Origin of the sequence: Thalassolituus sp. LLYu03, from assembly GCF_050507655.1 — a bacterium.
GTDB lineage: Bacteria > Pseudomonadota > Gammaproteobacteria > Pseudomonadales > Oceanobacteraceae > Venatoribacter.
Genome location: NZ_CP191496.1, coordinates 3,276,053 through 3,302,500, shown reverse-complemented (window position 1 = coordinate 3,302,500; position 26,448 = coordinate 3,276,053). Strand labels below are relative to the sequence as shown.

The window sequence follows — 26,448 nt, the reverse complement described above, 5'->3', positions numbered from 1 at the left end:
AAACCCCCTCGCCGGAAACCCAAGGGTTCCTGTCCAACGTTAATCGGGGCAGGGTTAGTCGGCCCCTAAGGCGAGGCAGAAATGCGTAGTCGATGGGAAGCGGTTTAATATTACCGCACCTCTTTGTAATGCGATGGGGGGACGGAGAAGGCTAGGCCAGCACGGCGTTGGTTGTCCGTGTTTAAGGTGGTAGGCAGAGATCTTAGGCAAATCCGGGATCTTAATGCTGAGAACTGATGACGGTGACTCTACGGAGTCCGAAGTGGTTGATGCCAAGCTTCCAGGAAAAGCCTCTAAGCTTCAGTTACAAAGAGACCGTACCCGAAACCGACACAGGTGGGTAGGTAGAGAATACCAAGGCGCTTGAGAGAACTCGGGTGAAGGAACTAGGCAAAATGGCACCGTAACTTCGGGAGAAGGTGCGCCGGTTTTGGTGAAGGGCTTGCCCCGTAAGCTGAGACCGGTCGAAGATACCAGTCCGCTGCAACTGTTTATTAAAAACACAGCACTCTGCAAACACGAAAGTGGACGTATAGGGTGTGACGCCTGCCCGGTGCCGGAAGGTTAATTGATGGGGTTAGCGCAAGCGAAGCTCTTGATCGAAGCCCCGGTAAACGGCGGCCGTAACTATAACGGTCCTAAGGTAGCGAAATTCCTTGTCGGGTAAGTTCCGACCTGCACGAATGGCGTAATGATGGCGGAGCTGTCTCCACCCGAGACTCAGTGAAATTGAACTCGCTGTTAAGATGCAGCGTTCCCGCGGCTAGACGGAAAGACCCCGTGAACCTTTACTGTAGCTTTGCACTGAACTTTGAACATATCTGTGTAGGATAGGTGGGAGGCTTTGAAGCTGAGACGCCAGTCTCGGTGGAGCCATCCTTGAAATACCACCCTGGTATGTTTGAGGTTCTAACGTCGGCCCGTTATCCGGGTTGCGGACAGTGTATGGTGGGCAGTTTGACTGGGGCGGTCTCCTCCCAAAGAGTAACGGAGGAGCACGAAGGTCGGCTAATCCTGGTCGGACATCAGGAGGTTAGTGTAATGGCACAAGCCGGCTTAACTGCGAGACAGACACGTCGAGCAGGTACGAAAGTAGGTCATAGTGATCCGGTGGTTCTGTATGGAAGGGCCATCGCTCAACGGATAAAAGGTACTCCGGGGATAACAGGCTGATACCGCCCAAGAGTTCACATCGACGGCGGTGTTTGGCACCTCGATGTCGGCTCATCACATCCTGGGGCTGAAGCCGGTCCCAAGGGTATGGCTGTTCGCCATTTAAAGTGGTACGCGAGCTGGGTTTAGAACGTCGTGAGACAGTTCGGTCCCTATCTGCCGTGGGCGTTTGAGATTTGAGAAGAGTTGCTCCTAGTACGAGAGGACCGGAGTGAACGAACCTCTGGTGTTCCGGTTGTCACGCCCGTGGCACTGCCGGGTAGCTATGTTCGGACGGGATAAACGCTGAAAGCATCTAAGCGTGAAGCCTCCTTCAAGATGAGATCTCACTGAAGCTTTAAGCTTCCTAAAGGGCCCTGGAAGACTACCAGGTTGATAGGTCAGGTGTGTAAGCGTTGTGAGGCGTTGAGCTAACTGATACTAATTGCCCGTGAGGCTTGACCATATAACACCCAAACTTGGTGTGTGATACAAGCCTAAGTTAAAAGACAGAACAGGCAACCGCCGGTTCGCAAGAGAATCCCAATTATACTCATGTATCCAACCGAATTTTTTACTTCCTGCACGCAATAAGCGGTAAGACTGGGGAAGTGAAAAACCAGTTTGCTTGACGACCATAGAGCTGTGGAACCACCTGAATCCATTCCGAACTCAGAAGTGAAACGCAGCATCGCCGATGGTAGTGTGGGGTCTCCCCATGTGAGAGTAGGTCATCGTCAAGCTCTTATCCAAAACCCCTGATTACTTACGTAGTCAGGGGTTTTCTTTTATTGGCTTGCTGATGACCTGACCCTGCTTCGCAGGCTGAGGTCATGGTAAAGTTGGCTTCGCCGATCAAGCTCTTAATCTAAAACCCCAGCAGGCTAGCCTACTGGGGTTTTTCCTTTCTGGGCGATTGAAATTGATCGCCTTTTACAGACCGAATTTAATTTCGATACACACCTGCTTGAGAATGTCATGCTCAGGCATTAGCCTGCTCTGCGGGCAGTTTCCAGGATGGATCAGTTACCCACTGTGTTTTATTCATCCGGAACAGCCGATCTTGAATCGTTTTATCCTCTTTTTATTTTTTATCTCTTATTACGGCTTTTCTGCATCTGCGGTTGCTCTCAGCCTGAAAGACTGCCGGTTATCGCCGGATGCTCAGTTGCACAGCCTGAATGAGCACGTCTTTGGTGGACGACCAGACGCAACCCCTTTATACGCCCGCCACGGCTATGCCTTGTCGTACAACCGGGAATATCACGTGCCGCGCTGGGTGAGCTGGCATGCTTCTCCTGCCTATCGTGATACCCCTAAGCGTACGTCTCGCTGGAGCCAGTTCCGCACCGATCCGGATTTTAATGACGTTACCGATAAGGATTATGCCGGCTGGTTTAATACACCTTATAACTTCGCCCGCGGCCATCTGGTGCCTTATTTTATTTCCGGAGGCGACAGGGATGGCGATGGCAAGGACGCAGAATTTGAAGGCACTCTGGAGGTAGAGGATGCCGATGACGCCTGCACCGTGTTCGAGATCAACGCGTTGTCTAACATCACGCCCCAATACCATGAGCGCTTCAATGGCGAAAAAGGCCTTTGGTATCAACTGGAAGCGCTTGAACGTCGCTTACTTGATCAGGGGCATTCCTACTATGCCTATGCCGGCACAATATTTATGGGTGATATCCCGGTGATGCGCATTGGTAACCGTAAGAAATCGCCCGGTGAGTGGCGCATTGGCGTTCCGCATGGCTTCTACAAAGTGCTGATTGATGCGCAACAGAAGCGCACCTATGCCTTTCTGTTCGATCACGAACAGAACCTTCACGACGGCTGTGATCTCGACAGCAGTCGCGCGGTTACCGACTGTCTGGTGCCGCTCAGTGTGGTGGAGGGCCTGACCTCAATGACCTTCTTTACGGCGTTACCCGCTGACCAGCAACGGCTGTTGCGACAGGTTACGGACGCTGCAGCATTTAACGACTGGCTTGCGCACTGAGCCGGTCCTGCGGGCTTCTGATATACTTGCGCCAATACATGCGTGAGAGTAACCAGAGTGTTTGCTGAAACTGAATTCAATACCCGCCTGATGACCGGCCTGGAACAGCTGGAAATCAGGCAGCCAACGGATGTGCAGTCCCAGGTGATTCCACTGGCGATGGCTGGCCGCGATGTGCAGGTCTGCGCTGAAACTGGCAGTGGTAAAACTCTGGCTTACCTGCTGCCGATTCTGGAAAAGCTGCTGCAGAAAGATGCACCCAATGCGTCCACGCGCGCTCTGATTCTGGTACCTACCCGCGAACTGGCACGTCAGGTATTCAAAACCGCACAGCATTTCTGTGAGCTTACCCACCTGAAAGTTGGCCTGCTGACCGGTGGTGATGACTTCAAATATCAGTCATCCATGCTGCGTAAAAACCCTGAAATCGTGGTATCAACCACAGGCCGTCTGGTTGATCACCTGAAGCGCGAAAGCGCTGATCTGAGCGATCTGGAATTTCTGGTATTGGACGAAGCTGATCGTATGCTCGATATGGGCTTCGCCGAGGACATGGAAGTGATCGTTGGCCGTTCACGCACAGAGCGTCAGACCTTTATGCTGTCGGCCACGCTGCGTCATGAAGGCATTGGCCGCATCGCCCGTGCCATGCTCAATAATCCTGAACAGGTCACCACCAACAGCATCCGTGATCAGCACGAGTTTATCCGCCAGCAACGCATTCTGGCCGACGATAACGCGCACAAAGACCGTCTGCTGGTATGGCTGCTGGCCAACGAAACCTACGATAAAGCCATTATCTTCGTTAATAAACGTACTGAAGTGGATCGCCTGAACGATTTTCTGCGTCGTCACCGCAATGGCATCGCCATGCTGCACGGTGAAATGACCCAGGACGAGCGTAACTACGTAATGCAGTCGCTGCGTGAAGGTAAGCGCAATATTCTGGTCGCCACCGACGTTGCTGCGCGCGGTCTGGATGTGGAAGGTATGGATCTGGTGATCAACTACGATCTGGCGCGGAAGGGCGATGAATACGTTCACCGCATCGGCCGTACCGGTCGTGCGGGTAAAGAAGGTCTGGCCATCAGTCTGATTTCGCCGAACGAATGGAACCTGAAAGCCGCCATCGAGCGTTATCTGAATATTCAGATGGACGAGCGCACCATTGCTGAACTGAAAGGCGCCTATCGTGGACCGAAGAAAGTAAAAGCTTCGGGTAAAGCGGCGGGCACCAAAAAGAAAAAGCCGAAAGATGGCAAAAAAGCCGGTGCGAAAAAAGTGACATCAGATAAGAAAAAGCAGGGGCCGCGTCCAAGCCGTCCTAAGACTGCCGAGCCAAAAGGCAATCTGATGGATAAAGAAGGTCTGGCACCGATCCGTCGTAAGACCAAGCCGGCCGAGTAAACGGCGGGCTGAAAAGCGTCAGACTAAAAAGGCCGCAATCGCGGCCTTTTTTATTGTTCACTCTGCCATTTATCCAGAGCTGCGCGGTCTTTTTCCAGCGCGTCGACCCAGCGTTCTCCGCTGTTCGTCACTTCTTTTTTCCAGAAAGGGGCGCGGTTCTTCAGAAAATCCATAATAAAATGGCAGGCCTCGAACGCCGCTTCGCGGTGGGATGAGGATACGCCGACAAACACAATCTGATCGCTGATCTGCAACGTGCCAACGCGGTGAATTAAGCGTACGCGGTTCAGCGGCCAGCGCGCGCAGGCGTCATTCACAATCTGCTGCAGCGCTTTTTCGGTCATGCCCGGATAATGCTCCAGAGTCAGGCCAGACACTTCCGATCCCTGATTCATCTCGCGCACTAAGCCGGTGAAAAACACCACAGCGCCGTCGGCGCGGTTATCGCGGCGCAACTCGGCGTATTCGTGAGCAATATCGAAATCGGCTTGCTGGACAGAAATAAACTTCATCGTTCAGCCGCCGGTTACCGGAGGGAAAAAGGCCACTTCATCGCCGGCGTTAACGGCAGCGTCGTCCTGAACCAGCATCTGGTTAACTGCCGCCAGTGAGCGACCGCTGGCAAGGCGTTCGGCGTGCTGTGGAAAGGCGGTGATCAGCGCGTTGCGGACCTGAGCAACCGAAGCCGGTAAGGCCACATCCACTTCCGTCTGAGCGCAACCCAGACGCTCGCGCAAGGCGGCAAAGAACAACACCTTCACTGTTTGTCCTCCGCCAGCCAGTGACCGGTTTTGCCGCCCTGTTTTTCCAGTACGCGGATACCTTCGATCACCATGCCCGGGTCCACGGCTTTGCACATATCAAACAGCGTGAGGGCGGCAACGGAAACCGCGGTCAGGGCTTCCATTTCCACGCCGGTTTGACCGGTGAGTTTGCACAGGCTTTCAATGCGCACGCGGTTATGTGCAGGCTCGGCGGAAAAATCCACGGCGACTTTGCTCAGCATTAACGGATGACATAAAGGAATCAGGCTGCTGGTTTGTTTGGCGGCCTGAATCCCGGCGATGCGTGCTACCGAAAAAACATCGCCTTTGTGATGGTCGCCGGCCAGAATTTTCGCCAGTGTTTCGGGGCTCATGCGTACATAGGCTTCAGCACGGGCTTCACGCACGGTCTGTGTTTTGCCGCTGACGTCGACCATATTGGCTTCGCCGCGCTGATTGATATGGGAAAACTCAGCCATATTAACCGCGCGAACCTGTGCCGCAGTGATTGCACTGATTACCCTTTAAACGCAGGGCGAAATTGCACGGGCGGTGACGGCTGTCGAGCTGGCTGGCGATGATGTCATCCCAGGCGGTACGGCAGGCATTGGTAGAACCCGGCATGCAGAAAATCAGCGTGCTGTTGGCTAGACCGGCAACAGCGCGGCTCTGGATGGTCGATGTGCCGATCTGCTGAAACGAAATCTGACGGAACAGTTCACCAAAGCCATCGACGGTCTGATCGAACAGTGGAATTAATGCCTCGGGTGTTGAATCACGCTCGGTAAAGCCGGTACCACCGGTCACCAGAATCACCTGGGTTTTATCGTCGGCAATCCATTGGGATACCTGAGCGCGCAGTTTGTATTTGTCGTCGATAACGATTTTTTTATCGCTTAAAAAATGCCCGGCATCTGTCAGCTTATCGACCAGCAACTGACCACTGGTGTCGTTGTCTTCGGTGCGGGTATCGGACACGGTTAATACGGCGATGTTGAGCGGAATAAACTGATCGATAAAAGTTTTAGCCATGTTGTTCCTCGCGTGTGGCGGTCAGCCACTCTTCACGGGTATTGGTATTGGTTAAGGCATTGCTGTCCGGTGGCGGAAGCTGAATGCCGTCAAACTGGTAGAAAACAGACGCGACGGATTTGCGCGCCTTGCTATCGGTTAATTGCCGCTGTGTAAATTCCAGCACCGCGCTATTAACCGGTAAATAAAGGGGTAAAAAATGGCCGCTGAAACATACAGGCTTCTGTTCACGCTCACCGGCCGCCATGAGCGGACTTAAATCGGCGGCGCTGCAGGCGGGCAAATCCACCGGCAGCAGCAACACGGCATCAAAGCCTGCACGAACAGCCTGCTCCATAACGGCGGCAACGCCGCCCAGTGGTCCGCAATCGCGCATGGTGTCGGGTACGATGCGGGCGTCAGCCATCGGTACCGCCTGATCGGTCTGACGACTGATCCACACCTCCGGAAGCAGCGGGCGCAGCGCATTCACACTGCGTTCCAGCATGGTGGAGCCATTGAGCGTCAGCAGCGCTTTATCCTGTCTCATGCGGCTGGATTGACCACCGGCCAGTACAACACCCAGCGTACGCATATCAGCCACCGAGCATGGCAAAGTGACGTACGGCGCCGGTTTTGCCTTCTTCAAGAAAATGCGTGGCTTTTTTATCACGCAATAATTCGCGGATACGCATTTCCAGCGATACGCTGTCGTCGTTCTGCAGCAGTGGGCGCAGGTCGAAACCTTCTTCACCAAACAGACATAGATGCAGCTTGCCCTGTGCAGAAATGCGCAGGCGGTTGCAGGTGCTACAGAAGTCTTTGCTGTACGGCATGATCAGGCCGATACGGCCGGCGTATTCTGCGTGTGAAAACTCCTGTGCAGGGCCATCATCGGCGCTACGGGCTTTCTGTACCCAGCCCGCCTGTAACAGGCGGGCGCGGATATCATCACCAGACACATGTTGCGCGCGGAAAAATTCCTCGTTGTCACCGGTCTGCATTAATTCAATAAAACGCAGCGATACGTCGGTGTCTTTCAGCCAGTGCAGAAACTGCGGAAATTCGGTCAGATTAAAGCCGCGCAATAACACAGCATTCACTTTAATGCGCGTCAGCCCGAGCGAGCGCGCCATGTCCAGACCGCTAAGAATTTCCTGCAATTTATCGTGGCCGGTAATGGCGCGGAATTGCTGTGGGTCGAGACTGTCGATACTGACATTCAGCTGATCCAGCCCGGCGTTTACCCAGCTTTCAATCTGGTGCGTCAGACGGTAGCCGTTGGTGGTCAGTGCAACGGTGTCGATACCGGGCGTACTTTTCAGCACGCGGATAATCTCAGGCAAGTCTTTGCGCAGGCTGGGCTCACCGCCGGTAATGCGGATTTTGCGCGTGCCCATGGCAGCAAAGGTGCGGGCGATACGGCCGATTTCTTCCAGCGTCAGCGGTACCGGCGTATCGGTGCACTGATAGCCATCGGGCAGGCAGTAATTGCAGCGGAAATTGCAGACATCCGTTACCGACAGGCGCAGATAACTGAAGCGCCGGCCAAAACGGTCTTGCAGTACAGCCGCGTCGTTGCGCAACTGCACGTCGTCTGCCGGCAATACCCGCAAAGGTATGTGCGTAGGCATGTTCATGAATGACACCTTTCCAAATGTGGGAGGCCCGGCCGTTTCCGGCAGAACCCTGGTGGCCACAAGGACCACGGCCTGCAAACCCTGCTGACGGATCAGGTTAGGCGTACAGGCTCGGCGTTGAGTTGGCTCCAGTGTATGCGTTTTCGCCCCTCAGCTGAACACCTGAGCGCGTGCAACGCCGCCGCAACCGGGAATGGCCGCTTTGCAGCCGGGCATCTGCGACGCACTGTTCTGCGGGCGCACCAATCGCTGTTCATTTATCGAGCTGAATAAAAGCGCCAACCGGGAATGGCCGCTTTGCAGCCGGGCATCTGCGACGCACTGTTCTGCGGGCGCACCAATCGCTGTTCATTTATCGAGCTGAATAAAAGCGCCAACTGGGGCATTGATGCTCTGAGAGGAAAGATCGTTCTGTAAACAACCATTCACTCACGGGGAACCAAAGGGTAGGGTGCGGCTCCGCGGGCGCACGCACAGGTGACGGTCCGCTCCCCACCGTGACGAATGGCGAAAAATTTATGCAGTTTAAAGCTCCTTTGCAGCATCTGGCGTTGCTGCTGACTCTCTCCTGGTTGCTGCCGATGCAGGCCGAGGCGGGAATGCGTACTCAGGGACAGTGGTACGGCTTTTGGGGATGGAACCGCGCAACCTACTCGGACAGTGATATTCACTTTCACGGCGCCGATCATGATTTCACCCTGCACAACGTGCAGGCGAAAGACGAACAGAATGACGAAAGCCTGTACCAGCTGTACCACTCGTACCTGAATCCGGGCCGGCTGACCATTCCTCAGTACAACTGGCGCGTGGGCTATTTCGTGGCCGACAACTGGTCGGTGTCGCTGGGCTTTGATCACATGAAATACGTGATGGTGCAGGATCAGACCGTCAAAGCCTCGGGCCATATCAACAAGCCCGGTTTTGAGCGCGATTATCAGGCCGGCGATACCGAAACCCTGAGCGAAGATTTTCTGACTTACGAGCACACCGACGGCTTTAACATGATCTCGCTGGAAACCGAACGTTTCCTGCCGCTGCTGCGCTGGGACGACAAAATGGATCTGGCGGTGTTCGCCGGTTTCGGTGCCGGTATTCTGTACCCGAAATCCAACGTCAAACTGCTCAGCGGCGAGCGTAATGATGAGTGGCACGTCGCCGGTCACAGCACTCTGGTGAAGGCCGGTTTTGAAACCACGCTGTGGAAGCAGTTCTTCTTCCGCTTCACCGGCAAGTTCGGTTATGCCGACATGAACGACGTACTGACCAGCAACAAAGGCGATAAAGCCGACCAGAAGTTCTACTACGACGAGTACATGGGCGTTTTCGGCCTGCGCTTCTGATTCTGTTTCTGCGTTAAAAGCGGCAGCCTCCGCCCGGCGGCTGCTCCTTTATCAAAGCCAGCTGGCACCGTATCATTCCGCCCTGACTTAAAACGCAGGATTCCGGTGTGACTGACTCTTCTTCTACCGCCCCCATCCGTCTGACCGAATACAGCCACGGCGCGGGTTGCGGCTGCAAAATTTCGCCGAAAATTCTCGACAGCATTCTCGCATCGCCGCTGCAGTTTCCGGCCGATGCCAACCTGCTGGTGGGCAACAGCAGCAAAGACGACGCCGCCGCCTACGATCTGGGCAATGGTCAGGTGATTTTAAGCACCACCGACTTCTTTATGCCGATTGCCGATGACCCGTTCGATTTCGGGCGTATCGCCGCCACCAATGCCATCAGCGATATTTACGCCATGGGCGGCAAGCCGCTGATGGCCATCGCCATTCTTGGCTGGCCGGTGAATAAGCTGCCGCCGGAAGTCGCTCAGCGTGTGGTCGATGGTGGTCGTCAGGCCTGCGCCGACGCCGGCATTACTCTGGCCGGTGGTCACAGTATCGATTCTCCCGAGCCGATTTTTGGTCTGGCCGTCACCGGCATCGTCGCCAAAGACAAACTCAAACAGAACAACACCGCCCGCGCCGGTTGTCAGCTGTACCTGACCAAACCGCTGGGTGTGGGCATTCTGACTACAGCGCAGAAGCAGAAAAAACTGAAGCCCGAGCACGAATTTCTGGCGCGCGACGTTATGTGCATCATGAACAAAATCGGGGCCGAGGTTTCGCAGCTTGAAGGCGTAGACGCCATCACCGACGTCACCGGTTTCGGTTTAATGGGCCATCTGCTCGAAGTGTGTGAAGGCAGTGGCGTGAACGCCGTGCTGCACGAAAGCGCGATTCCCGTGCTGGAGCCGGTGCGCGATTACATCGCCATGGGCTGTCTGCCCGGCGGCACTACGCGCAACTTCGATTCCTACGGCCATAAGCTGGCGCCATTAACCGATGAACAGAAAGCCCTGTTCTGCGATCCGCAAACCAGCGGCGGTCTGCTGATTGCCGTGCGCCCGGAAAACGCCGCGCAACTGGAAAGTCTGCTGAGCAACGCAGGTGTACACGCTGGCCGTATCGGCGAGCTGGTGGAGGCGACAGGCCAGCACCGTATTGAGGTGCGCCCATGAGCCGCCCGGACGCCACGGATTTTAAAGAGATCTTTCTGCGCGACACCCCCATGTTCGATACCCGGGCGCCGCTGGAATATAAAAAGGGCTCGTTTCCCTTTACCGCCAGCCTGCCGTTAATGACCGACGCCGAGCGCGCCAAGGTCGGCACCTGTTATAAACAACAGGGGCAGGACAAAGCCATTGAACTCGGCCATCAGCTGGTCAGCGGCAAAGTGAAAGACGCCCGTGTGCAGCAGTGGCTGGACTTTGCCCGCCAGCATCCGGACGGTTATCTGTTCTGCTGGCGCGGTGGTCTGCGCAGCCAGATCGTGCAGCAATGGATGAAAGACGCCGGTGTGGACTACCCGCGCATCAAAGGCGGCTACAAAGCCATGCGCCGCTTCCTGATCGACACCATGGACCGTGTCGTGCGCGATACCTCGCTGCGCATTCTGGCCGGCCGCACCGGCTGCGCCAAAACCGATCTGCTTAACGAATTGCCGTACAGTATTGATCTGGAAGGTCTGGCGCATCACAGGGGCAGCACCTTTGGCAAACGCCCGGGCGGTCAGCCGTCGCAGATCGATTTTGAAAACAAACTGGCCGTCGCCTTTTTACGCGCCGACCACGCGCATCCGGGTAGAACCATTCTGCTGGAAGACGAAAGTCTGCTGATCGGCCGCTGCGCTATTCCGCATGACTTGCGCGAAAAAATGGGTATTTCGCCGATTATTCTGGTCGACAGCACCCTTGAAGACCGCGTCGAACACAGCTTCCGCAATTACATTCTGCACAAGCTGGAAGAATGGCAGCAGGCCGAAGGCGACGAGGCCGGCTTTACGGCATTTGCTGACGACCTGACCAAATCCCTGCAGAAAATTCACCGCCGCCTCGGTGGTGTGCGCTACCAGCAATTAAACGATTTATTGCAGCAGGCATTAGCCAAGCATCAGCGCGGTGACAACAGTCTGCACCGCGAATGGATCCGTGCCTTGCTGGAGGAGTACTACGACCCTATGTACGATTTCCAGCTGACGCAGAAAAAAGGACCGGTGGAATTCCGCGGAAATGCGACCGAAATTAAAGATTATTTAAGCAACCACTAAGGAAACCATAATGAAAAAACTGCTGAAACTGGCGGCCGTTGCCGGCCTGCTGTTCTCTGCTGCCGGTGCGCTGGCCGATACCTTTGTGTTCACGGCGATTCCGGATGAAGACGAAACCCGTCTGCAGCAGCGTTTCGATAAAGTGGCTGCTTATCTGCAGGGCGAACTGGGCGTGGACGTGAAATTCATTCCGGTGAAATCCTATGCGGCGGCGATTACCGCCTTCCGTAATGATCAGGTGCAGCTGGCCTGGTTCGGTGGTTTGTCCGGTGTGCAGGCCCGTCGTCTGGTTCCGGATTCACAGGCCATTGCTCAGGGTTATGAAGATCAGTTCTTCAAAAGCTACATCATCGCCAACACCAGCGCCGGCCTGACCGCCGGTAAAGAACTGAGCGACGCCCTGAAAGGCAAAACCTTCACCTTCGGCGCCAAAGGTTCTACTTCTGGCCGTCTGATGCCGGAATTCTATCTGCGCGAGCGTTTTAACGCGGCACCGGAAGCGGTGTTTGAACGCGTTGGTTTCTCTGACGACCACAGCCGTACCATTGCTCAGGTTCAGTCCGGTGCCTATCAGGTGGGTGCGGTGAACTACACCGTGTGGGAAAACGAACTGGCGGCGGGCAATATTGATCCGGCGAAAATTCACGTGATCTGGGAAACCCCGACTTACCCGGATTACCAGTGGACCATCCGCGGTGATGCCGACAAGCGTTTCGGCGCCGGTTTTACCGACAAGGTACGTAACGCGCTGCTGAACATGAAAGACAAAGACCTGCTGGCGTCGTTCCCGCGCGAATCTTTCGTGCCGGCCACCAATGCCGATTATCTGCCGGTCGAAAAAACCGCGCAGTCCATTGGTTTACTCGATTAATTCTCTGGCCTGTTAATGACGCGACAACCCGATTGTGCACCTCTGTTTGCCCTGCATCAGCAAAGCCTGAGAAAGGGCCGGCACGAGGTGCTGCGCAACCTCAGTCTGGCGATATACCCCGGTGAAAAAGTGGCCTTAATCGGCCCGTCCGGTGCTGGTAAATCCAGTTTGCTGGAATGGCTGTATGAACAGCAGCCGCAGCAGATTGCCCTGTGTCCGCAGCAGGGCGGCCTGGTCGATATTCTGTCGTCGTATCAGAATATGTTTATGGGCGGGCTGGAGCGTCATGGCCTGCTGTATAACCTGATGAATCTGCTGCGTCCGTGGACGCAGAGTAAGCAGGACATCAGCCGGCTGGCCGCAGAACTGGGCATTGCCGATCAGCTGTGGAAATCGGTCGATAAATTGTCCGGTGGTCAGCGTCAGCGGGTGGCGATTGGCCGCGCCTTATATCGCCGCCAGGCGATATTTTTTGGCGACGAGCCGGTGTCGGCCCTCGACCCGGTGCAGGCCGAAGCCGTTCTGCAATTACTGATTGAGCGCCACGACACGCTGGTGGTCAGTCTGCACAACCGCCGTCTGGCACTCGATCATTTTGATCGCGTGATTGCGCTGAAAAACGGCGATATTACCTATGACGGCCCGGCCTGTGAGTTAACCGCTGAGATGCTGGACAGCCTGTATGCGGTCTGACATCAGCACCGGCAAAAAACTGGGCTGGCTCAGTTTTGCCTTTCTTATTTCCGCCTTGCTGTGTTTGCCGTTTGCCGATCTGGCGCTGTATCAGTCTGACCCGTGGCGCGAGCTCGGGCGCATTGCGCTGGGCTTTGTCACGCCCTGGTGGGATGATCCGCAGACCCTGCTGGACGCACTGGGGCAGACGATTGCATTCGCCTTGCTGGCGGTGTTGCTGTCGGTGCCGCTGGGCGTGGTGCTGGCGGTGCTGTACCACTGGCGTGTGGTGCGTTTAATCGCTGCTGCGGTGCGCTCGGTGCACGAAATATTCTGGGGCCTGCTGTTTATGCAGGTATTTGGCTTAAGTGCCACCACAGGTTTGCTGGCGATTTTAATTCCCTATACCGGCGTATTTACCAAGGTATTTGCGGAATTATTCGCCCGCCAGAGCCCGTATCCGGAACAGGCGGTCGCCGCCCGGAACCGTCGCTTCAGCCGCTACGCCTATACGCGTATTCCGCAGGCCTACGGCGAAATTGCCCATTACGTGCGTTACCGTTTTGAGTGCGCGCTGCGCTCCAGCGCCATTCTCGGTTTTATTGGTTTACCGACGCTGGGTTTTCATCTGGAAACCGCCTTCAAGCAAGGCCACTACAGCGAAGCCGCCGCACTGCTGTGGCTGTTTTTTATTTTAATCGCCACCATTCGTTTCTGGCTGAAACCTAAGCTGATTCCTGTGTACGCCGTGGTGGCGGTCTTTTTATTGCCGCAGTCGCCGCCGATGGCGTCGGGGCTGATCTGGCAGTTTTTAACGCACGACATCTGGCCGAAAGCCCTGCTCAATGGCGACTGGACTGCCACAGCGCAATGGTACAGCCGGGTGTGGAGCAACGAAGCCTGGCCATCCTTGCTGCAGACGTTATTGTTAACCCAGCTGGCGCTGGTGTTAACCGGCGTTATCGCCTTGCTGGTGTATCCGTTCGGCAGTCGCGCGCTGGTGGGACGGGCGCGACCTTTGGGGCGTGGCGTGTTGCTGGTGATGCGTTCCACGCCGGAGATGATGTTCGCCTTCGTGCTGCTGCTGTTGTTTGGCCCGTCGGGCTTGCCGGCCGTGCTGGCGCTGGCGATTCACAACGGCGGTCTGATCGGTTTCTTAATGGCCGGCCACAGTGAGCAACAACCAGAGCGTCCGGATGACCCGGCTGGTCTGAACCGCTATGCCTATCTGCACACGCCGCGTCTGTACCCGGGGTTTCTGGCGTTTCTGTTTTATCGCTGGGAAGTGATTCTGCGCGAGAGTGCCATCATGGGCATTCTCGGGGTGGCGACACTCGGTTTCTACATCGACTCGGCCTTCGAGGAAGTACGCTTCGACAAGGCTTTCTTCCTGATTCTGGTGACGGCGGCGCTGAACATACTGGTCGACAGTGTGTCGCGTCGCTTGCGCCGTCTGGCGGGCGCTGAGCAGGCGGGTGGTTTAGGCTGATCGCCCTCAATGCTGAGCTGATGCTTTTGCAGGCAGGTGTTTACGGCTTTCCTGACATGCCTGCCCACTGCTTTGACATTGCCCGACGCTTGCTTTGTAATGGTTTGACGCTTCCACAGGAAGCCGCTTCTTAAAATAAAACCGATAACAAGAAGAAACCATTATGCGTACAGCACCTTCCCCGGCTCGTATCGTTCTTCTGTTCCTCGTTCTGTCGCTGGCCAGCACAGCCCGCGCCACACCGCAGCAACTGCTGACCGACCTGCATCATATGCGTCTGGCGGCCACCAGTATGGTGACCAACTACTACATGTTTTCCGGCCTCGATGCCGACGCCAAATTCAATCGCCTGATCGATGGCAGCATGAGCCGCTTCAACACGGCCATGAAAGACGCTCTCGATATCGCCGCCAACGACCAGATGGCCGACGAAATCACGGCGCTTGAAACCGATTGGCTGAAGCTGTCGCAATTGTTGGAAACCAACCGGCAGGACATCCTTACCCGCGGTTATCCGGAAATCCGGCTGGTCGACGACATGGGCCGTCAGGGTACCCAGCTGGTGGGTGAGATCTCGGAAGATTACAAACTGCTGAAAGGCAAAAGCGGTATCAAGCCCCATGCCGTGGTTGAGAAGGCGCGCGAACTGGCGGTGCTGATGGCGGAAATGACCGCCCAATACGCGGCAGAAGGTACGTCCAATCTGGGCTATCTGTTCGTCGGTACCGGCGAAAATGAAAACTCGCTGGGCATGCTGGCCGACGATTTTCAGGGCAAACTGGCGCAGCTCGAGCAGCTGGTGAAAGACCAGGGCGCGATTATTCTGGTGCGCAACATCGCCAGTAAATGGCGCTTTGTTGAAGACCGCATCCGCAACAACACCGAAAATTCGGTGCCGTTTCTGGTGGTGAGTTACAACGACCGCATCCTCGAACATCTGGAAGAAATCGAAGCCAGTTACCGCTGAGCGCACAGCGCTTTTTACCTCTGAGCGCGCAGCGCTTGCTGCCGCTGCCATTACTCTCCAGACTGGGAGGCCCCGGATCCACCGGGGCACCAGTCTCAGGGAGAACATAATGACCACCGGAACCGTTACTCTGCACCGCGTACTCAACGCACCCGCCGACCGTATTTACCGCGCCTTTCTCGACCCGGCCGCCATCTGCAAGTGGATGCCGCCGCACGGCTTTACCTGCACCGTGCACAGCATGGACGCCCGCGTAGGCGGCCGTTACCGCATGTCCTTCACCAATCTGGACAACGGTTTTACCCACGCCTTTGGTGGCGAATACCTGCAACTGGAACCCGGCCGCTGCATTAAAAATACCGATGTGTTTGAAGACACAGGTCTGCCCGGCACCATGATCACCACAGTCACGCTGGAGCCTGTGTCCTGCGGTACCTCGGTCAGCATTGTGCAGGAAGGCATTCCCGAGCCGATTCCGGTGGAGCAGTGCTACATCGGCTGGCAGCAATCGCTGCAACTGCTGACGCTGCTGGTCGAGGCCACTGTCTCAGAGTGAGGGTGTGAGATCGAGGGTGAGTGAGTGGCTGAACGATGGGCGGGCTGGCAGGGCGCGCTATTGCGCCTGCCAGCCTTTGCTTTTTTGGGAATATTGTTAAATGGATGTTATGAAACACATGACCTACGCCCGCGAGGGCGACCTGTTTTGTCTGGATGACCGGCGCCAGATGAGTATTGTTCTGGCCGTTTTCGCAGCGCTGCCCTTGCTGATTGGCTCGGGCTTGCTGATCAGTATCCTTTACCAGTTATTGTTCACCACCGGCAGCGTTCATGGCGGCATGGTGTTTGTCATGATATTTACGCTGTTCTTTGGCGTCCTGCTGCTGACGCTGAAGTTCGAGCGGTATCTGAGCCTGAGTGGCCGCTACCTGCTCACCCGGCAGCGCTATTTTTTTATTGCCTGGGAAGAAAAACAGCCGCTCGCGCCTTTCACAAAAATTCAGCTGCAACGCGTTTTTGTTCAGGGCAGCAGCGACAATCATTCCGGCTCTGTGATGTTCCGTGTCGCGCTGGATACCCGCTATGCCGAGACCGAATTATCCAGCGAAACCGAATACGTCGTCGCGCGTGCCAAAGCCGAACAACTGGTGCGGCATTTCGGTGTGCCCCTGGAAGATCTCACCCAGGCTGACGCTGTGTTAATTCCGGCGGATAAAATCGATGACCCTGTACCTCTGCAGGTATTGGAACTGCCGACGCCTCCGGCGAACAGCGCTATCCGTTTGTCGACCACAGACGCCGGGCTGCGTTTTACCCTGCCACCGCGTCAGCAGCTGCCTTTTACGGCGTTATTCCGCTTGCTGGTGATTATCGGCGCGGCGCTGTATATGCATTCTCAGCTGTCGGCGAGCGTGTCGTCGGGCATGATTCTGGCCTTTGATGGCGCCATTTTTCTGATCGCGGTATTCAATCTGGTGAAGGCGTTTTATCCGTATTATTTCCGCCCCTGGATTGACGTCAGAAGCACCGGTGTCCAGACAAAATTAAGCGCGTTTAAACGGGCGCAGCCGATGGACCTGCGCGGTCTGGAAGAGGCAAGGGTGCTCGATGGGCGAAAGGTGCGGGTGCAGTCAGACCATTTTTTTGCCGAAATTCCGGTGAACAGTCACGCCGCCGACGCGGAATTTTTGTTGCAGGTTCTGGCCTGGCTGGCCACTATAGGCGCCAGTTTTTCCAGCCCACCCGGAGAGTAACCGATGTCTGAAGACACTATTTTCGGCAAAATCGCCCGTGGCGAACTGCCCGCCAATATCGTTTACGAAGACGACCTGTGCCTGGCGTTCCGTGATCTGTATCCGGCCGCCCCGATGCACATTCTGCTGATTCCGCGTAAGCCGATTCCGCGTCTGTGCGATTCCGCGCCGGACGATCAGGCGCTGCTCGGCCATCTGATGCTGACCGCCAGCAAAATCGCCGCGCAGGAAGGTTTTGGTGAGGCCTATCGTCTGGTGGTGAATAACGGCGAAGGCGCCGGCCAGAGCGTGTTCCACCTGCACCTGCACATCATTGGTGGCCGCAGCCTGAAGTGGCCACCGGGCTGATCCGCCCCACTTCTGACTAACATTACGGCGACGATCCAACCAGCGACCAGACCATTATGCGTTTCTCTGATATTCAGGCCCGTCTGCACGACGGGCGACACCTGCAGGTTGCCGGCTGGCAACTGAATCCGGGCGAATTCTGGGCCATTGCCGGCACCAACGGCAGCGGTAAAACCGTGCTGTCGATGCTGCCGGCCGACCAGTGGCTGGTGCTCAGTCATGGCACCTGCGAGCAATTACCGCAGACCGTGCGTTATGTGTCGCTGGAAGCGCAGGCACGTCAGATTGAGCAGGAGCGTCATGACGACGAATCCGACCTCACCGATATGCCGGACAAAGGCACGCTGATCCGCGATTATCTGGCGCCGTTAGAAGAAGTCGCCGACTGGATCGAACGTCTGGGCGTCGGCCATCTGCTGGATTCCGGCTTCCGTGCGTTATCCACCGGCGAAAGCCGCAAAGTGCTGTTGATTAAAGCGCTGCGTGAACGCCCGGATCTGCTGGTGCTGGACGAACCGCTGGAAGGTCTGGATGCGCGCAGCCGCGACGCCGTAACCGAGGCGCTGGCGGGTCTGGCCGCGCAGGGGCAGGCCATGCTGTGGGTGGCCAACCGTCTCGATGAACTGCCGGCGTGGATTACTCACGTCGCCTTTATGCACGATGCGCGTTTGCTGTATCAGGGCAAAAAAGACGAAGTACTGGCGCAGCCGGAACTGCGTGGTTTGCTGCATTTCGACCGTCCGCTGCCGGAGTTTCCGGCCAGTGGCCGCGCACCGCTGAAACTGGCCGATGGTGAGCCGCTGGTGGGCATGACTGATGTTTCCATCCGCTACGACGAGCGCACCCTGTTCAGCGACCTGAACTGGCGCGTGGAGCCGGGCGTGCACTGGGCCATTCAGGGCCCGAATGGCTGCGGCAAAACCAGCCTGCTGCAGCTGATTACCGGCGATAACCCGCAGTGCTACCGCAACAATCTGCGTTTGTTCGGCATTAAGCGCGGCAGCGGCGAAAGCATCTGGGATATTAAAAAGCACATAGGTCTGGTGTCGGCGTCGCTGCAGTGGGAATACCGCGCCACCACCAACGTGCTGAGTACGGTGATTTCCGGTTTGTACGACAGCATTGGTCTGTACCAGAGCACGGGCGACAGCGATAAGCAGCTGGCGCTGCAGTGGCTGGATATCATCGGCCTGCGCGATAAAGCCAACAAAAGCCTGCAGCATCTGTCGTACGGCGAGCAGCGCTTAGTGCTGATTGCGCGCGCGTTGATCAAACAACCACCGCTGCTGATTCTGGATGAGCCCTGTCAGGGGCTGGATGATCCGAGCCGTATGCTGGTGCTGGCCTTTATTAATCGTCTGGCCGAACAGACCGCCAGCACCCTGCTGTACGTGACGCACCACACCAGTGAAATACCGTCGTCAATTACGCACAGGTTACAGTTTGAACCGGAGAACGGTTGCAGTCGGATACGAATTTCCGCGCTCTGACGGTGGCAGTTACTGCCACCCGCTTTACAATTAGAAGAATAAAATCTCAGGAATTAATCACGTGATCGGCTCCGTTACCACCACCCGTGACGGCCGCAAATTCCGCATCAACAAACGACACATGCGCAAGCAACTGGACGTGTCACAGCTTACAGTCGGGATGTACATCGTTGAGCTGGACCGGCCCTGGCATGAGTCGCCATTTTTATTTCAGGGTTTCCTGATCGAAAATGAGCAGGACATTCACACCGTTGCCGACATCTGCCGCTGGGTGCTGGTGGACGTGGTCGAAGAGGAGTGGGAGCCGCTGGACGGCAATACCCACAACCGGCCGCCCAGTACCATCCGCTACGTCGAAAAGCAGGACATGGCGCGACAACTGACCGAAGCCAACCGCACGTATCAGGCCACCAAACAGCAGGTCAGGCAGCTGCTGATCAGTGCCCAGCTGGGGCAGGCCCTGAACATGAAGCAGGCGCAGATCGCGGTAAAAGACTGCGTCGAACGCGTGGTATCCAACCCCAACGCCATTCTCTGGTTAACCCGCTTAAAGCATCAGGACGAATACACAGCCGAGCATTCGGTGAACGTTTGCCTGCTCGCCATTGCGCTCGGTCAGCAATGCGATCTGGCACCGTTTGAGCTGGAAAATCTGGGTATTTGTGGCCTGATGCACGACATTGGCAAAATGAAAGTGCCGCCGGAAATTCTGAATAAACCCGGGCGTTTATCGCCTGAGGAATTCGAAGAAATGGCGCGCCACACCACCTACGCGCGGCAATTATTACTGGGCCGATCAGATATTTATCCGGGCGCGGCCGACGTGGCGTTCAGCCATCACGAACGGCTGGACGGCAAGGGATATCCGCGTGGCATTAACAGCACAAAATTGTCGCTGTTTACGCGTATTGTAACGGTGGTCGACGCGTACGATGCCATGACCAGTGACCGCTGTTATAAAGCCGGTATGTCGTCGCTGGAAGCGCTGAAAATTCTGAACAATAACAGCGGCACGCAATTTGATGGCGAGCTGGTGAAGAAATTCGTCGCCATGGTGGGTCTGTATCCGCCCGGTTATTTACTGGAGATGAGCAACGGCGAGGTCGGCATTATTTTATCGGCCGATCCGGGCTTTCAGCTGAAACCCCGGGTGATCATGATTCTCGGACCGGATAAACAGCCGCAACCCGAGCGCATTATTAATCTGGCGCACGGGCCGCAGGACGACAGAGGTCACCCCTACGAAGCCAAAGGCGTATTCCGCAGTGGCTGTTTCGGGGTGAATGTCAGTGACTATGTGCAGAAAGGTCTGCGCATAAAAGGCTTTGATTACAGTCTCGCGACCTGAAACTCAGCCTGCGCTGGCAGGCTGAGAGTCTTCTGATACCGGAGTGGCTGCGGCAGGTTCAGCAGCCGGAGTTTCAACAGCCGGAGTTTCAACAGCCGGAGTTTCAACAGCCGGAGTTTCAACAGCCGGAGTTTCAACAGCCGGAGTTTCAACAGCCGGAGTTTCAACAGCCGGAGTTTCAACAGCCGGAGTTTCCACTGCCGGAGTTTCAACGGCCGGAGTTTCTGGTGCAGTTTCTTCCGCCGCTTCAACCACAGCGGCTTCATCTTCAGCCGTTTCTACCACCGCGTTTTCTACCACCGCGTTTTCTACCACCGCGTTTTCTACCACCGCGGCTTCTGCCGCAGCCGGTGCGCTGACCGGCGTGCGGGCTTGCTGGGTCTGACGGGCGCGCTGGTCTTCCTGAATGTACTGAATAATCGCCAGAGTCTGATCTTTAAACGCCATATGACGCATATCGCCGGCGCCGGCGGTCAGGGCAATCTGGTGCAGCAGGTCTTCCTGTTTCAGCGCCGCCTGTTCGGCCTGTTCGGCGCTCAGACGTTGCAGGCGTTTGGCTTCACGGCCAATAAACAGCGCGTGCTGGGCAGAACGCAGGGCGTCCAGACCAATGGTTTCCGACTGCAGACGGTCGCTGTAATGCGCGCGGATAAAGAGTTCGGCTTCGTCTACCTTGTCTTCCGCCTTACGGAAGGTCGCGGCGGCGGTGTCGTCGGCGTCCTCGTCTTCGGCTTTATCCAGCGTATCCATCGCCGGCTGCCAGTGCAGCGCCAGCATGGTGTCGAGTTCCAGCTCTTTCATGTCGGTGATCAGGCCGGCGGATTTTTCCATGGCCTTGGCCGACTGACCGGCTTCGATCAGGGCGATCAGATCGCTCAGGTCGTCGATCAGGTCGCGGTAGTCTTTTGGCAGCACGTTGCCGGCTTTAATGCCGTCGAGCACGTCTTTCTGGGTAAACACAGGCGCCAGCAATTGCAGGGCGGTGGTTTTGTTTTTCAGACCGTTATCGAGCAAGGTCATCACGCGGGCAGAGGCCTGCACGCTGTTACCGGCCTGGCCGGCCAGTTCGGCTTGCTGGGCTTCTTTCAGCGCGGCTTCCAGCTGCTTCATATGCAGCGGGGCGTAGAACGCCAGCTCTTCGTCCACCGCCTGCTTGTAGGCGGCCTGAGCCTGTTCCAGCGCGCGCTCACTGTCGCTGCCGAATTCACTGGCTTTGGCCGACGACTGGGCGGTCAGGGAATCCTGATCGGCCAGCTTCTGACTGGCACAGCCACTCAGTAACAGCACACCAACGGCCAGCAGGGGGATACAGCGCTTAATCAACTCAGACTCCTTAGAAACGAAAATGCCCGCAAATTTGCGGGCATTATAAAGGCTGAAACGAACCTTGTGTGTAAGGTTACGCTCAGTCGAGCAGGCTCTTGTCGCGAACGGCGCCTTTGTCGGCGCTGGTGGCGAACTTGGCGTAGGCTTTCAGAGCGGTGCTCACTTTACGTGGGCGCTCTTCCGCTGGTTTCCAGCCTTTTTTGTCCTGCTCATGACGACGGTGAGACAGTTCTTCCATGCTCAGCAGCACGTCGATGGTGCGGTTCGGAATGTCGATCTTGATCGGATCGCCATCTTTCAGCAGACCAATGGCACCGCCCGCCGCCGCTTCCGGAGAGGCGTGACCGATGGACAGACCAGAGGTACCGCCCGAGAAACGACCGTCGGTCAGCAGGGCGCACACTTTGCCCAGACCTTTGGATTTCAGGTAAGAGGTCGGGTACAGCATTTCCTGCATGCCCGGGCCACCTTTCGGGCCTTCGTAGCGAATGATCACCACGTCGCCGGCCTGAACTTCGTCCGCCAGGATGCCTTTTACCGCGCTGTCCTGAGATTCGAAAATCTTGGCTTTGCCTTCGAACAGCAGAATGGAATCGTCCACACCGGCGGTTTTCACCACACAGCCGTCTTCGGCGATGTTGCCGTACAGAACCGCCAGACCGCCTTCTTTCGAGAACGCGTGCTCGAGGTCGCGGATACAACCGTTGGCGCGGTCGCCGTCCAGAGTTGGCCAGCGGGTAGACTGACTGAACGCAGTTTGGGTCGGGATGCCGGCAGGACCTGCCTTGAAGAACTCAACCACTTCCGGGGTTGGGTTACGCATGATGTCCCACTGATCCAGCGCGTCTTTCATGGTTGGCGCATGCACGGTCGGCAGGTCGGCGTGCAGCAGACCGGCGCGTTCCAGCTCGCCCAGAATACCCATGATGCCACCGGCGCGGTGTACGTCTTCGATGTGGTATTTCGGGGTGTTCGGCGCCACTTTGCACAGCTGCGGTACGACGCGGCTCATGCGGTCGATGTCTTTCAGATCGAAATCGACTTCGGCTTCCTGCGCAGCGGCCAGCAGGTGCAGGATGGTGTTGGTGGAACCGCCCATGGCGATGTCCAGCGTGATGGCGTTTTCAAACGCTTTGAAGCTGGCAATCGAACGTGGCAGTACCGACTCGTCATTCTGTTCGTAATAACGCTTGGTGTTTTCCACGATCAGACGCGCCGCTTTCAGGAACAGCTGTTCGCGGTCGGCGTGCGTTGCCACCACAGTACCGTTGCCCGGCAGAGACAGACCAATGGCTTCGGTTAAGCAGTTCATGGAGTTGGCGGTAAACATACCGGAGCAGGAACCACAGGTAGGACACGCGCTGCGCTCGTATTCAGCAACCTGTTCGTCGGTCGCGCTGCTGTCAGCGGCGATTACCATGGCGTCAACCAGGTCGAGCTTGTGTTCAGACAGCTTGGTCTTACCGGCTTCCATCGGACCACCGGACACAAACACCACAGGGATGTTCAGGCGCAGAGCAGCCATCAGCATTCCGGGGGTGATCTTGTCGCAGTTGGAAATACACACCATGGCGTCGGCACAGTGCGCGTTCACCATGTATTCCACCGAGTCGGCGATGATTTCACGCGATGGCAGGCTGTACAGCATACCGTCGTGACCCATGGCGATACCGTCGTCCACCGCAATGGTGTTGAACTCTTTCGCCACACCACCGGCTTTTTCGATTTCGCGTGCAACCAGCTGACCCAGATCTTTCAGGTGCACGTGGCCCGGAACGAACTGAGTGAAAGAGTTAACAACGGCAATGATCGGCTTCTGGAAGTCCTCGTCTTTCATCCCGGTGGCGCGCCACAGCGAGCGGGCGCCCGCCATATTGCGGCCGCCGGTGGAGGTCTTGGAACGGTATTCAGGCATGGTGTCTCTCGTCTGATCAACGGCTGAAAAAAGAAAGGCGCACATTGTATCAGCCGCAGGGCAAATGCTCATCTGTGGATTTTATCGCCAGTTCCTCCGGCACTTTACCCCGACTTATGCCCAGATTCTGTGAATAACTTTGTGAGTAACTTCTGGATGAATGCCTGCAAACAAGACAATTCGGGCCACGAGGTCAGATTGCTGAAAGTTTGACCGCTTGGGCAGGAAAACGGATGGCCGCAGAAAAGGCCAGTAGTGGCAAGGGTTTTGTTCTTGTTTTTTGTAACAGATTCAGCAGCTTGGCAGAAAAGCCTGAGGTGGGATGTCAAGGCTTGGCAGCGAGATAGCAGTGAATGGTTTTGTGGATAAGTTTGGGGGTAAGGTGGTGGGGAGTTGTGAGTATTGAATACAGCCCAAAGCGGCCGCTTCGTTGTTTTATTGATATGTGACTCATAGTCCGTAGATCTATAGGCATCAAACTTCAATGATCAGCCCTTTATCGGGGGGCTGATATGGAAGACGCTTTACTGAAAGCATTTGGAGTTCATCTAAAAACATTGCGGGCCCAAAAGGCGATAAGCCAAGAGGCCTTGGCGTTAAAGGCAGGTTTAGATCGCACCTATATCAGCGGGGTTGAGCGCGGGCTTCGCAATGTCAGTTTGATTAACCTTAAGAAGTTATCGCTGGCGCTTGAGTTGCCTTTGTCAGACTTGATGGATTTCACAGAGAGTAGCCATGATTAACCGTAGCTACTTTAGTGCTCGAATAGACTCCTTTCTTCAGTTCTCTGTCGATGAAATTATCGGCAAACTCACCGAATACCATACCCAAGACATTGTCTTTCAGCAGCGAAATGCCTGGAAAGAGCAAATCGAGATATTGCAGTCTCAGCTCGAAGCCTACGAGGACGGATACATTCACTTTGAGTTCTTGATACCACGCATGGGAAAGCGGGCGGATGTCGTTGTATTCGTTCGTGGCGTTATTTTTGTACTCGAATTTAAAGTCGGTTCGAAAGCGTTTTTTAGAGGTGATGCTCTACAGACGTTGAGTTACGCCTATGATTTGAAAAACTTTCATCAAGGTAGCGAGCAGCGGGTTATCGTTCCCATTCTTGTCGCTACCTCCGCTAAAAAAAGCGATTTTTCATTGGATGTAGACGATCAGCTCGTCGCTGGTATTGTCGAATCCAGTGGAGAAAATATAGGCAGAATCATCGAGGCAGCGCTCGTAAAGTTTGATCCATTATCGAGTTCAACTTCTGACTATAACGCATGGATTAATTCTTCTTATAAGCCAAGTCCAACGATCATTCAGGCCGCTCAGGCGCTCTACGCTAATCACCGTGTTGAAGAAATATCGAGAACCGAAGCTGGGGTCGAAAACCTTTCAGTGACGACCAAGAAGATTCAAGAAATCATTCACCAGACGCGTATCAATAAGCAGAAGTCTATTTGCTTTGTTACTGGCGTTCCCGGCGCAGGAAAGACACTCGTCGGTTTAGATGTAGCTACTCGGTCTGATCGTGGTAGCGAGTCAGCCGTTTTCCTCTCAGGCAATGGACCTTTGGTTGCGGTTCTAAGAGAAGCCTTGGCTCGGGATAAGAGAAAGAGAAATCCCGACTGCAAAGCTGATGATGCAAAGCGTGAAGTGGCCGCATACATTCAGAATATTCATCACTTTAGGGACGATGCGCTGGCTGATAGTGGCGCCCCAAACGAAAAAGTTGTGATTTTCGACGAGGCGCAGCGGGCATGGGATCTCAATGCAACTAAGAAATTTATGGAGTCCAAGCGAGGTCAGAGAAACTTTAATCAGTCTGAACCCCAGTTTCTGATTAATGTAATGAATCGCCATGAAGACTGGTGCGTTGTTATTGTTTTAATTGGCGGCGGCCAAGAAATTAATCGCGGCGAGGCTGGTGTTGTCGGATGGTTTGAAGCTATTAGTGAACATCCTGAATGGTGCGTTTACTATGCCGATCAATTGACCGACAAAAGCTATTCGGGCGCTTCCTCTGATGGCTATTCAAGTAGTTCTAACTGGCTGAAATTGGAAGAACTTCATCTTAAAACCTCATTACGTTCATTTCGGGCGGACTCAGTATCTTCATTCATTCACTCGTTGATTCAGAATGAACCTAAGCGCGCACGTAAAGAGGCTGATGATTTTAAAGCTAAATATCCCATTAAGATCACCAGAGATCTTGATGTGGCAAAAGCGTGGTTGAAGAGCAAAGCTAAAGCGTTAGAAAGCAAGGGAATGCTGTCATCATCCAGCGGAAAGAGACTTCGTGCGACCGGCTTTTTTGCTCCTGATTCCTTAGTTCCAGAGAAGTGGTTTCTGAGTGAGCAGGACGATGTACGCAGCTCCAATATACTGGAAGAAGCGGCAACAGAATTTGTTGTTCAAGGCCTTGAATTAGACTGGTGTATCGTTGGCTGGGATGCAGACTATCGCTATCAAAACGGCCAATTTGAGCATTGGAATTTTAAGGGCAGCAAATGGCAACGGCGCAATCAGGACGAGGTTAAGCGCCATCTTGAAAATGCTTATCGCGTCATTTTAACCAGAGCCCGGCAGGGTATGGTGATATACGTTCCGGTGGGTAGCGATGACGATGAAACGCGGTTACCCGCGCACTATGACGAAACTTATCGCTACTTATTGGCTTGCGGTTTCGATGAGCTGGCGAACTAGT

24 protein-coding genes, 2 rRNA genes and 1 riboswitch (1 of these 27 running past the window's edge) are annotated in these 26,448 nt (G+C 55.4%); of the genes, 18 read left to right on the top strand and 8 right to left on the bottom strand.

Annotated features, from left to right (window positions below; all coding sequences use genetic code 11):
- The 4 genes from ACQUQU_RS14705 to ACQUQU_RS14690 form a co-directional block, all read left to right on the top strand.
- Nucleotides 1-1,618: ribosomal RNA gene (locus ACQUQU_RS14705) — 23S ribosomal RNA — on the top strand (it extends 1,271 nt beyond the left edge of the window).
- Between the two features lie 161 nt (nt 1,619-1,779).
- Nucleotides 1,780-1,895 (top strand): 5S ribosomal RNA (gene rrf, locus ACQUQU_RS14700).
- Nucleotides 1,896-2,215: 320 nt separating this feature from the next.
- A complete protein-coding gene (locus tag ACQUQU_RS14695) occupies nt 2,216-3,157 on the top strand; it encodes a DNA/RNA non-specific endonuclease (RefSeq protein WP_430460455.1) in 942 nt (313 codons plus the stop codon).
- A 57-nt stretch (nt 3,158-3,214) separates the two neighbouring features.
- Nucleotides 3,215-4,564 (top strand): DEAD/DEAH box helicase, encoded by a 1,350-nt coding sequence (locus tag ACQUQU_RS14690; protein ID WP_430460454.1) that lies wholly within the window; start codon nt 3,215-3,217, stop codon nt 4,562-4,564.
- Between the two features lie 50 nt (nt 4,565-4,614).
- On the opposite strand, the gene moaE is transcribed toward ACQUQU_RS14690, so the two are convergent.
- From moaE to moaA, 6 genes are all read right to left on the bottom strand, one after another.
- The gene (gene moaE / locus ACQUQU_RS14685; protein ID WP_430460453.1) at nt 4,615-5,076 is read right to left on the bottom strand and encodes a molybdopterin synthase catalytic subunit MoaE; all 462 of its coding nucleotides are present in this window, start codon (nt 5,074-5,076) and stop codon (nt 4,615-4,617) included.
- A gap of 3 nt (nt 5,077-5,079) precedes the next feature.
- Nucleotides 5,080-5,325 (bottom strand): molybdopterin converting factor subunit 1, encoded by a 246-nt coding sequence (gene moaD, locus ACQUQU_RS14680; RefSeq protein WP_430460452.1) that lies wholly within the window; start codon nt 5,323-5,325, stop codon nt 5,080-5,082.
- Complete coding sequence (gene moaC / locus ACQUQU_RS14675; protein ID WP_430460451.1) at nt 5,322-5,807, bottom strand: cyclic pyranopterin monophosphate synthase MoaC; 486 nt, start codon at nt 5,805-5,807, stop codon at nt 5,322-5,324. Before moaC ends, moaD begins: the two co-directional genes overlap by 4 nt.
- Nucleotide 5,808: 1 nt before the next feature.
- Nucleotides 5,809-6,360 (bottom strand): molybdenum cofactor biosynthesis protein B, encoded by a 552-nt coding sequence (gene moaB, locus ACQUQU_RS14670; protein ID WP_430460450.1) that lies wholly within the window; start codon nt 6,358-6,360, stop codon nt 5,809-5,811.
- On the bottom strand, nt 6,353-6,934 hold the full coding sequence (gene mobA, locus ACQUQU_RS14665; protein WP_430460449.1) for a molybdenum cofactor guanylyltransferase: 582 nt from the start codon (nt 6,932-6,934) through the stop codon (nt 6,353-6,355). Before mobA ends, moaB begins: the two co-directional genes overlap by 8 nt.
- Nucleotide 6,935: 1 nt before the next feature.
- Nucleotides 6,936-7,979, bottom strand: coding sequence for a GTP 3',8-cyclase MoaA (gene moaA / locus ACQUQU_RS14660; RefSeq protein WP_430460448.1), 1,044 nt, complete (start codon nt 7,977-7,979; stop codon nt 6,936-6,938).
- Nucleotides 7,970-8,108: riboswitch (molybdenum cofactor riboswitch) on the bottom strand. Its footprint overlaps the gene before it by 10 nt.
- Nucleotides 8,109-8,497: 389 nt before the next feature.
- On the opposite strand from moaA, the gene ACQUQU_RS14655 reads away from it, so the two are divergent.
- The 12 genes from ACQUQU_RS14655 (at nt 8,498) to ACQUQU_RS14600 (ending at nt 20,506) form a co-directional block, all read left to right on the top strand.
- Nucleotides 8,498-9,319: a hypothetical protein gene (locus ACQUQU_RS14655; RefSeq protein ID WP_430460447.1), complete on the top strand. Its 822-nt coding sequence runs from the start codon at nt 8,498-8,500 to the stop codon at nt 9,317-9,319.
- A 134-nt stretch (nt 9,320-9,453) separates the two neighbouring features.
- On the top strand, nt 9,454-10,482 hold the full coding sequence (selD, locus tag ACQUQU_RS14650) for a selenide, water dikinase SelD (protein ID WP_430463045.1): 1,029 nt from the start codon (nt 9,454-9,456) through the stop codon (nt 10,480-10,482).
- Complete coding sequence (mnmH, locus tag ACQUQU_RS14645) at nt 10,479-11,570, top strand: tRNA 2-selenouridine(34) synthase MnmH (protein ID WP_430460446.1); 1,092 nt, start codon at nt 10,479-10,481, stop codon at nt 11,568-11,570. The genes selD and mnmH overlap by 4 nt, the downstream gene beginning before the upstream one ends.
- Before the next feature lie 10 nt (nt 11,571-11,580).
- Nucleotides 11,581-12,441 carry a putative selenate ABC transporter substrate-binding protein gene (locus tag ACQUQU_RS14640; RefSeq protein WP_430460445.1) on the top strand — a complete coding sequence of 287 codons (861 nt, stop codon included), beginning with the start codon at nt 11,581-11,583 and terminating at the stop codon, nt 12,439-12,441.
- A gap of 15 nt (nt 12,442-12,456) precedes the next feature.
- Nucleotides 12,457-13,134 (top strand): ATP-binding cassette domain-containing protein, encoded by a 678-nt coding sequence (locus tag ACQUQU_RS14635; protein ID WP_430460444.1) that lies wholly within the window; start codon nt 12,457-12,459, stop codon nt 13,132-13,134.
- Complete coding sequence (locus ACQUQU_RS14630) at nt 13,124-14,602, top strand: PhnE/PtxC family ABC transporter permease (protein ID WP_430460443.1); 1,479 nt, start codon at nt 13,124-13,126, stop codon at nt 14,600-14,602. The genes ACQUQU_RS14635 and ACQUQU_RS14630 overlap by 11 nt, the downstream gene beginning before the upstream one ends.
- A gap of 163 nt (nt 14,603-14,765) precedes the next feature.
- Nucleotides 14,766-15,569 carry a hypothetical protein gene (locus tag ACQUQU_RS14625; protein ID WP_430460442.1) on the top strand — a complete coding sequence of 268 codons (804 nt, stop codon included), beginning with the start codon at nt 14,766-14,768 and terminating at the stop codon, nt 15,567-15,569.
- Nucleotides 15,570-15,678: 109 nt separating this feature from the next.
- Entirely contained in the window at nt 15,679-16,125 is a 447-nt protein-coding gene (locus ACQUQU_RS14620) for an SRPBCC family protein (protein ID WP_430460441.1), read from the top strand.
- 109 nt (nt 16,126-16,234) lie between these two features.
- Nucleotides 16,235-17,320, top strand: coding sequence for a hypothetical protein (locus tag ACQUQU_RS14615; RefSeq protein ID WP_430460440.1), 1,086 nt, complete (start codon nt 16,235-16,237; stop codon nt 17,318-17,320).
- Nucleotides 17,321-17,323: 3 nt separating this feature from the next.
- Nucleotides 17,324-17,668, top strand: a complete 345-nt coding sequence (locus ACQUQU_RS14610) for a histidine triad nucleotide-binding protein (RefSeq protein ID WP_430460439.1) — start codon at nt 17,324-17,326, stop codon at nt 17,666-17,668.
- Between the two features lie 56 nt (nt 17,669-17,724).
- Nucleotides 17,725-19,158 carry a molybdate ABC transporter ATP-binding protein ModF gene (gene modF / locus ACQUQU_RS14605; RefSeq protein ID WP_430460438.1) on the top strand — a complete coding sequence of 478 codons (1,434 nt, stop codon included), beginning with the start codon at nt 17,725-17,727 and terminating at the stop codon, nt 19,156-19,158.
- Between the two features lie 61 nt (nt 19,159-19,219).
- Entirely contained in the window at nt 19,220-20,506 is a 1,287-nt protein-coding gene (locus ACQUQU_RS14600) for an HD-GYP domain-containing protein (protein WP_430460437.1), read from the top strand.
- 3 nt (nt 20,507-20,509) lie between these two features.
- Here the strand turns inward: ACQUQU_RS14600 and ACQUQU_RS14595 are convergent, their stop codons facing one another.
- A complete protein-coding gene (locus ACQUQU_RS14595) occupies nt 20,510-21,829 on the bottom strand; it encodes a hypothetical protein (RefSeq protein ID WP_430460436.1) in 1,320 nt (439 codons plus the stop codon).
- Nucleotides 21,830-21,911: 82 nt separating this feature from the next.
- Nucleotides 21,912-23,747: a dihydroxy-acid dehydratase gene (gene ilvD, locus ACQUQU_RS14590; RefSeq protein WP_430460435.1), complete on the bottom strand. Its 1,836-nt coding sequence runs from the start codon at nt 23,745-23,747 to the stop codon at nt 21,912-21,914.
- Between the two features lie 512 nt (nt 23,748-24,259).
- Between ilvD and ACQUQU_RS14585 the strand changes: the two genes are divergently transcribed.
- Both ACQUQU_RS14585 and ACQUQU_RS14580 read left to right on the top strand, forming a co-directional pair.
- Nucleotides 24,260-24,490 (top strand): helix-turn-helix domain-containing protein, encoded by a 231-nt coding sequence (locus tag ACQUQU_RS14585; RefSeq protein WP_430460434.1) that lies wholly within the window; start codon nt 24,260-24,262, stop codon nt 24,488-24,490.
- The gene (locus ACQUQU_RS14580; RefSeq protein WP_430460433.1) at nt 24,483-26,447 is read left to right on the top strand and encodes a DUF2075 domain-containing protein; all 1,965 of its coding nucleotides are present in this window, start codon (nt 24,483-24,485) and stop codon (nt 26,445-26,447) included. The genes ACQUQU_RS14585 and ACQUQU_RS14580 overlap by 8 nt, the downstream gene beginning before the upstream one ends.
- Nucleotide 26,448: the final 1 nt, after the last annotated feature.

Coding starts and splice junctions, on each gene's coding strand:
- moaE (WP_430460453.1), bottom strand. CDS start 5,076: ATGAAGTTTATTTCTGTCCAGCAAGCCGATTTCGATATTGCTCACGAA.
- moaC (WP_430460451.1), bottom strand. CDS start 5,807: ATGGCTGAGTTTTCCCATATCAATCAGCGCGGCGAAGCCAATATGGTC.
- moaB (WP_430460450.1), bottom strand. CDS start 6,360: ATGGCTAAAACTTTTATCGATCAGTTTATTCCGCTCAACATCGCCGTA.
- mobA (WP_430460449.1), bottom strand. CDS start 6,934: ATGCGTACGCTGGGTGTTGTACTGGCCGGTGGTCAATCCAGCCGCATG.
- moaA (WP_430460448.1), bottom strand. CDS start 7,979: ATGAACATGCCTACGCACATACCTTTGCGGGTATTGCCGGCAGACGAC.
- ACQUQU_RS14655 (WP_430460447.1), top strand. CDS start 8,498: ATGCAGTTTAAAGCTCCTTTGCAGCATCTGGCGTTGCTGCTGACTCTC.
- mnmH (WP_430460446.1), top strand. CDS start 10,479: ATGAGCCGCCCGGACGCCACGGATTTTAAAGAGATCTTTCTGCGCGAC.
- ACQUQU_RS14640 (WP_430460445.1), top strand. CDS start 11,581: ATGAAAAAACTGCTGAAACTGGCGGCCGTTGCCGGCCTGCTGTTCTCT.
- ACQUQU_RS14635 (WP_430460444.1), top strand. CDS start 12,457: ATGACGCGACAACCCGATTGTGCACCTCTGTTTGCCCTGCATCAGCAA.
- ACQUQU_RS14630 (WP_430460443.1), top strand. CDS start 13,124: ATGCGGTCTGACATCAGCACCGGCAAAAAACTGGGCTGGCTCAGTTTT.
- ACQUQU_RS14625 (WP_430460442.1), top strand. CDS start 14,766: ATGCGTACAGCACCTTCCCCGGCTCGTATCGTTCTTCTGTTCCTCGTT.
- ACQUQU_RS14620 (WP_430460441.1), top strand. CDS start 15,679: ATGACCACCGGAACCGTTACTCTGCACCGCGTACTCAACGCACCCGCC.
- ACQUQU_RS14615 (WP_430460440.1), top strand. CDS start 16,235: ATGAAACACATGACCTACGCCCGCGAGGGCGACCTGTTTTGTCTGGAT.
- ACQUQU_RS14610 (WP_430460439.1), top strand. CDS start 17,324: ATGTCTGAAGACACTATTTTCGGCAAAATCGCCCGTGGCGAACTGCCC.
- modF (WP_430460438.1), top strand. CDS start 17,725: ATGCGTTTCTCTGATATTCAGGCCCGTCTGCACGACGGGCGACACCTG.
- ilvD (WP_430460435.1), bottom strand. CDS start 23,747: ATGCCTGAATACCGTTCCAAGACCTCCACCGGCGGCCGCAATATGGCG.
- ACQUQU_RS14585 (WP_430460434.1), top strand. CDS start 24,260: ATGGAAGACGCTTTACTGAAAGCATTTGGAGTTCATCTAAAAACATTG.
- ACQUQU_RS14580 (WP_430460433.1), top strand. CDS start 24,483: ATGATTAACCGTAGCTACTTTAGTGCTCGAATAGACTCCTTTCTTCAG.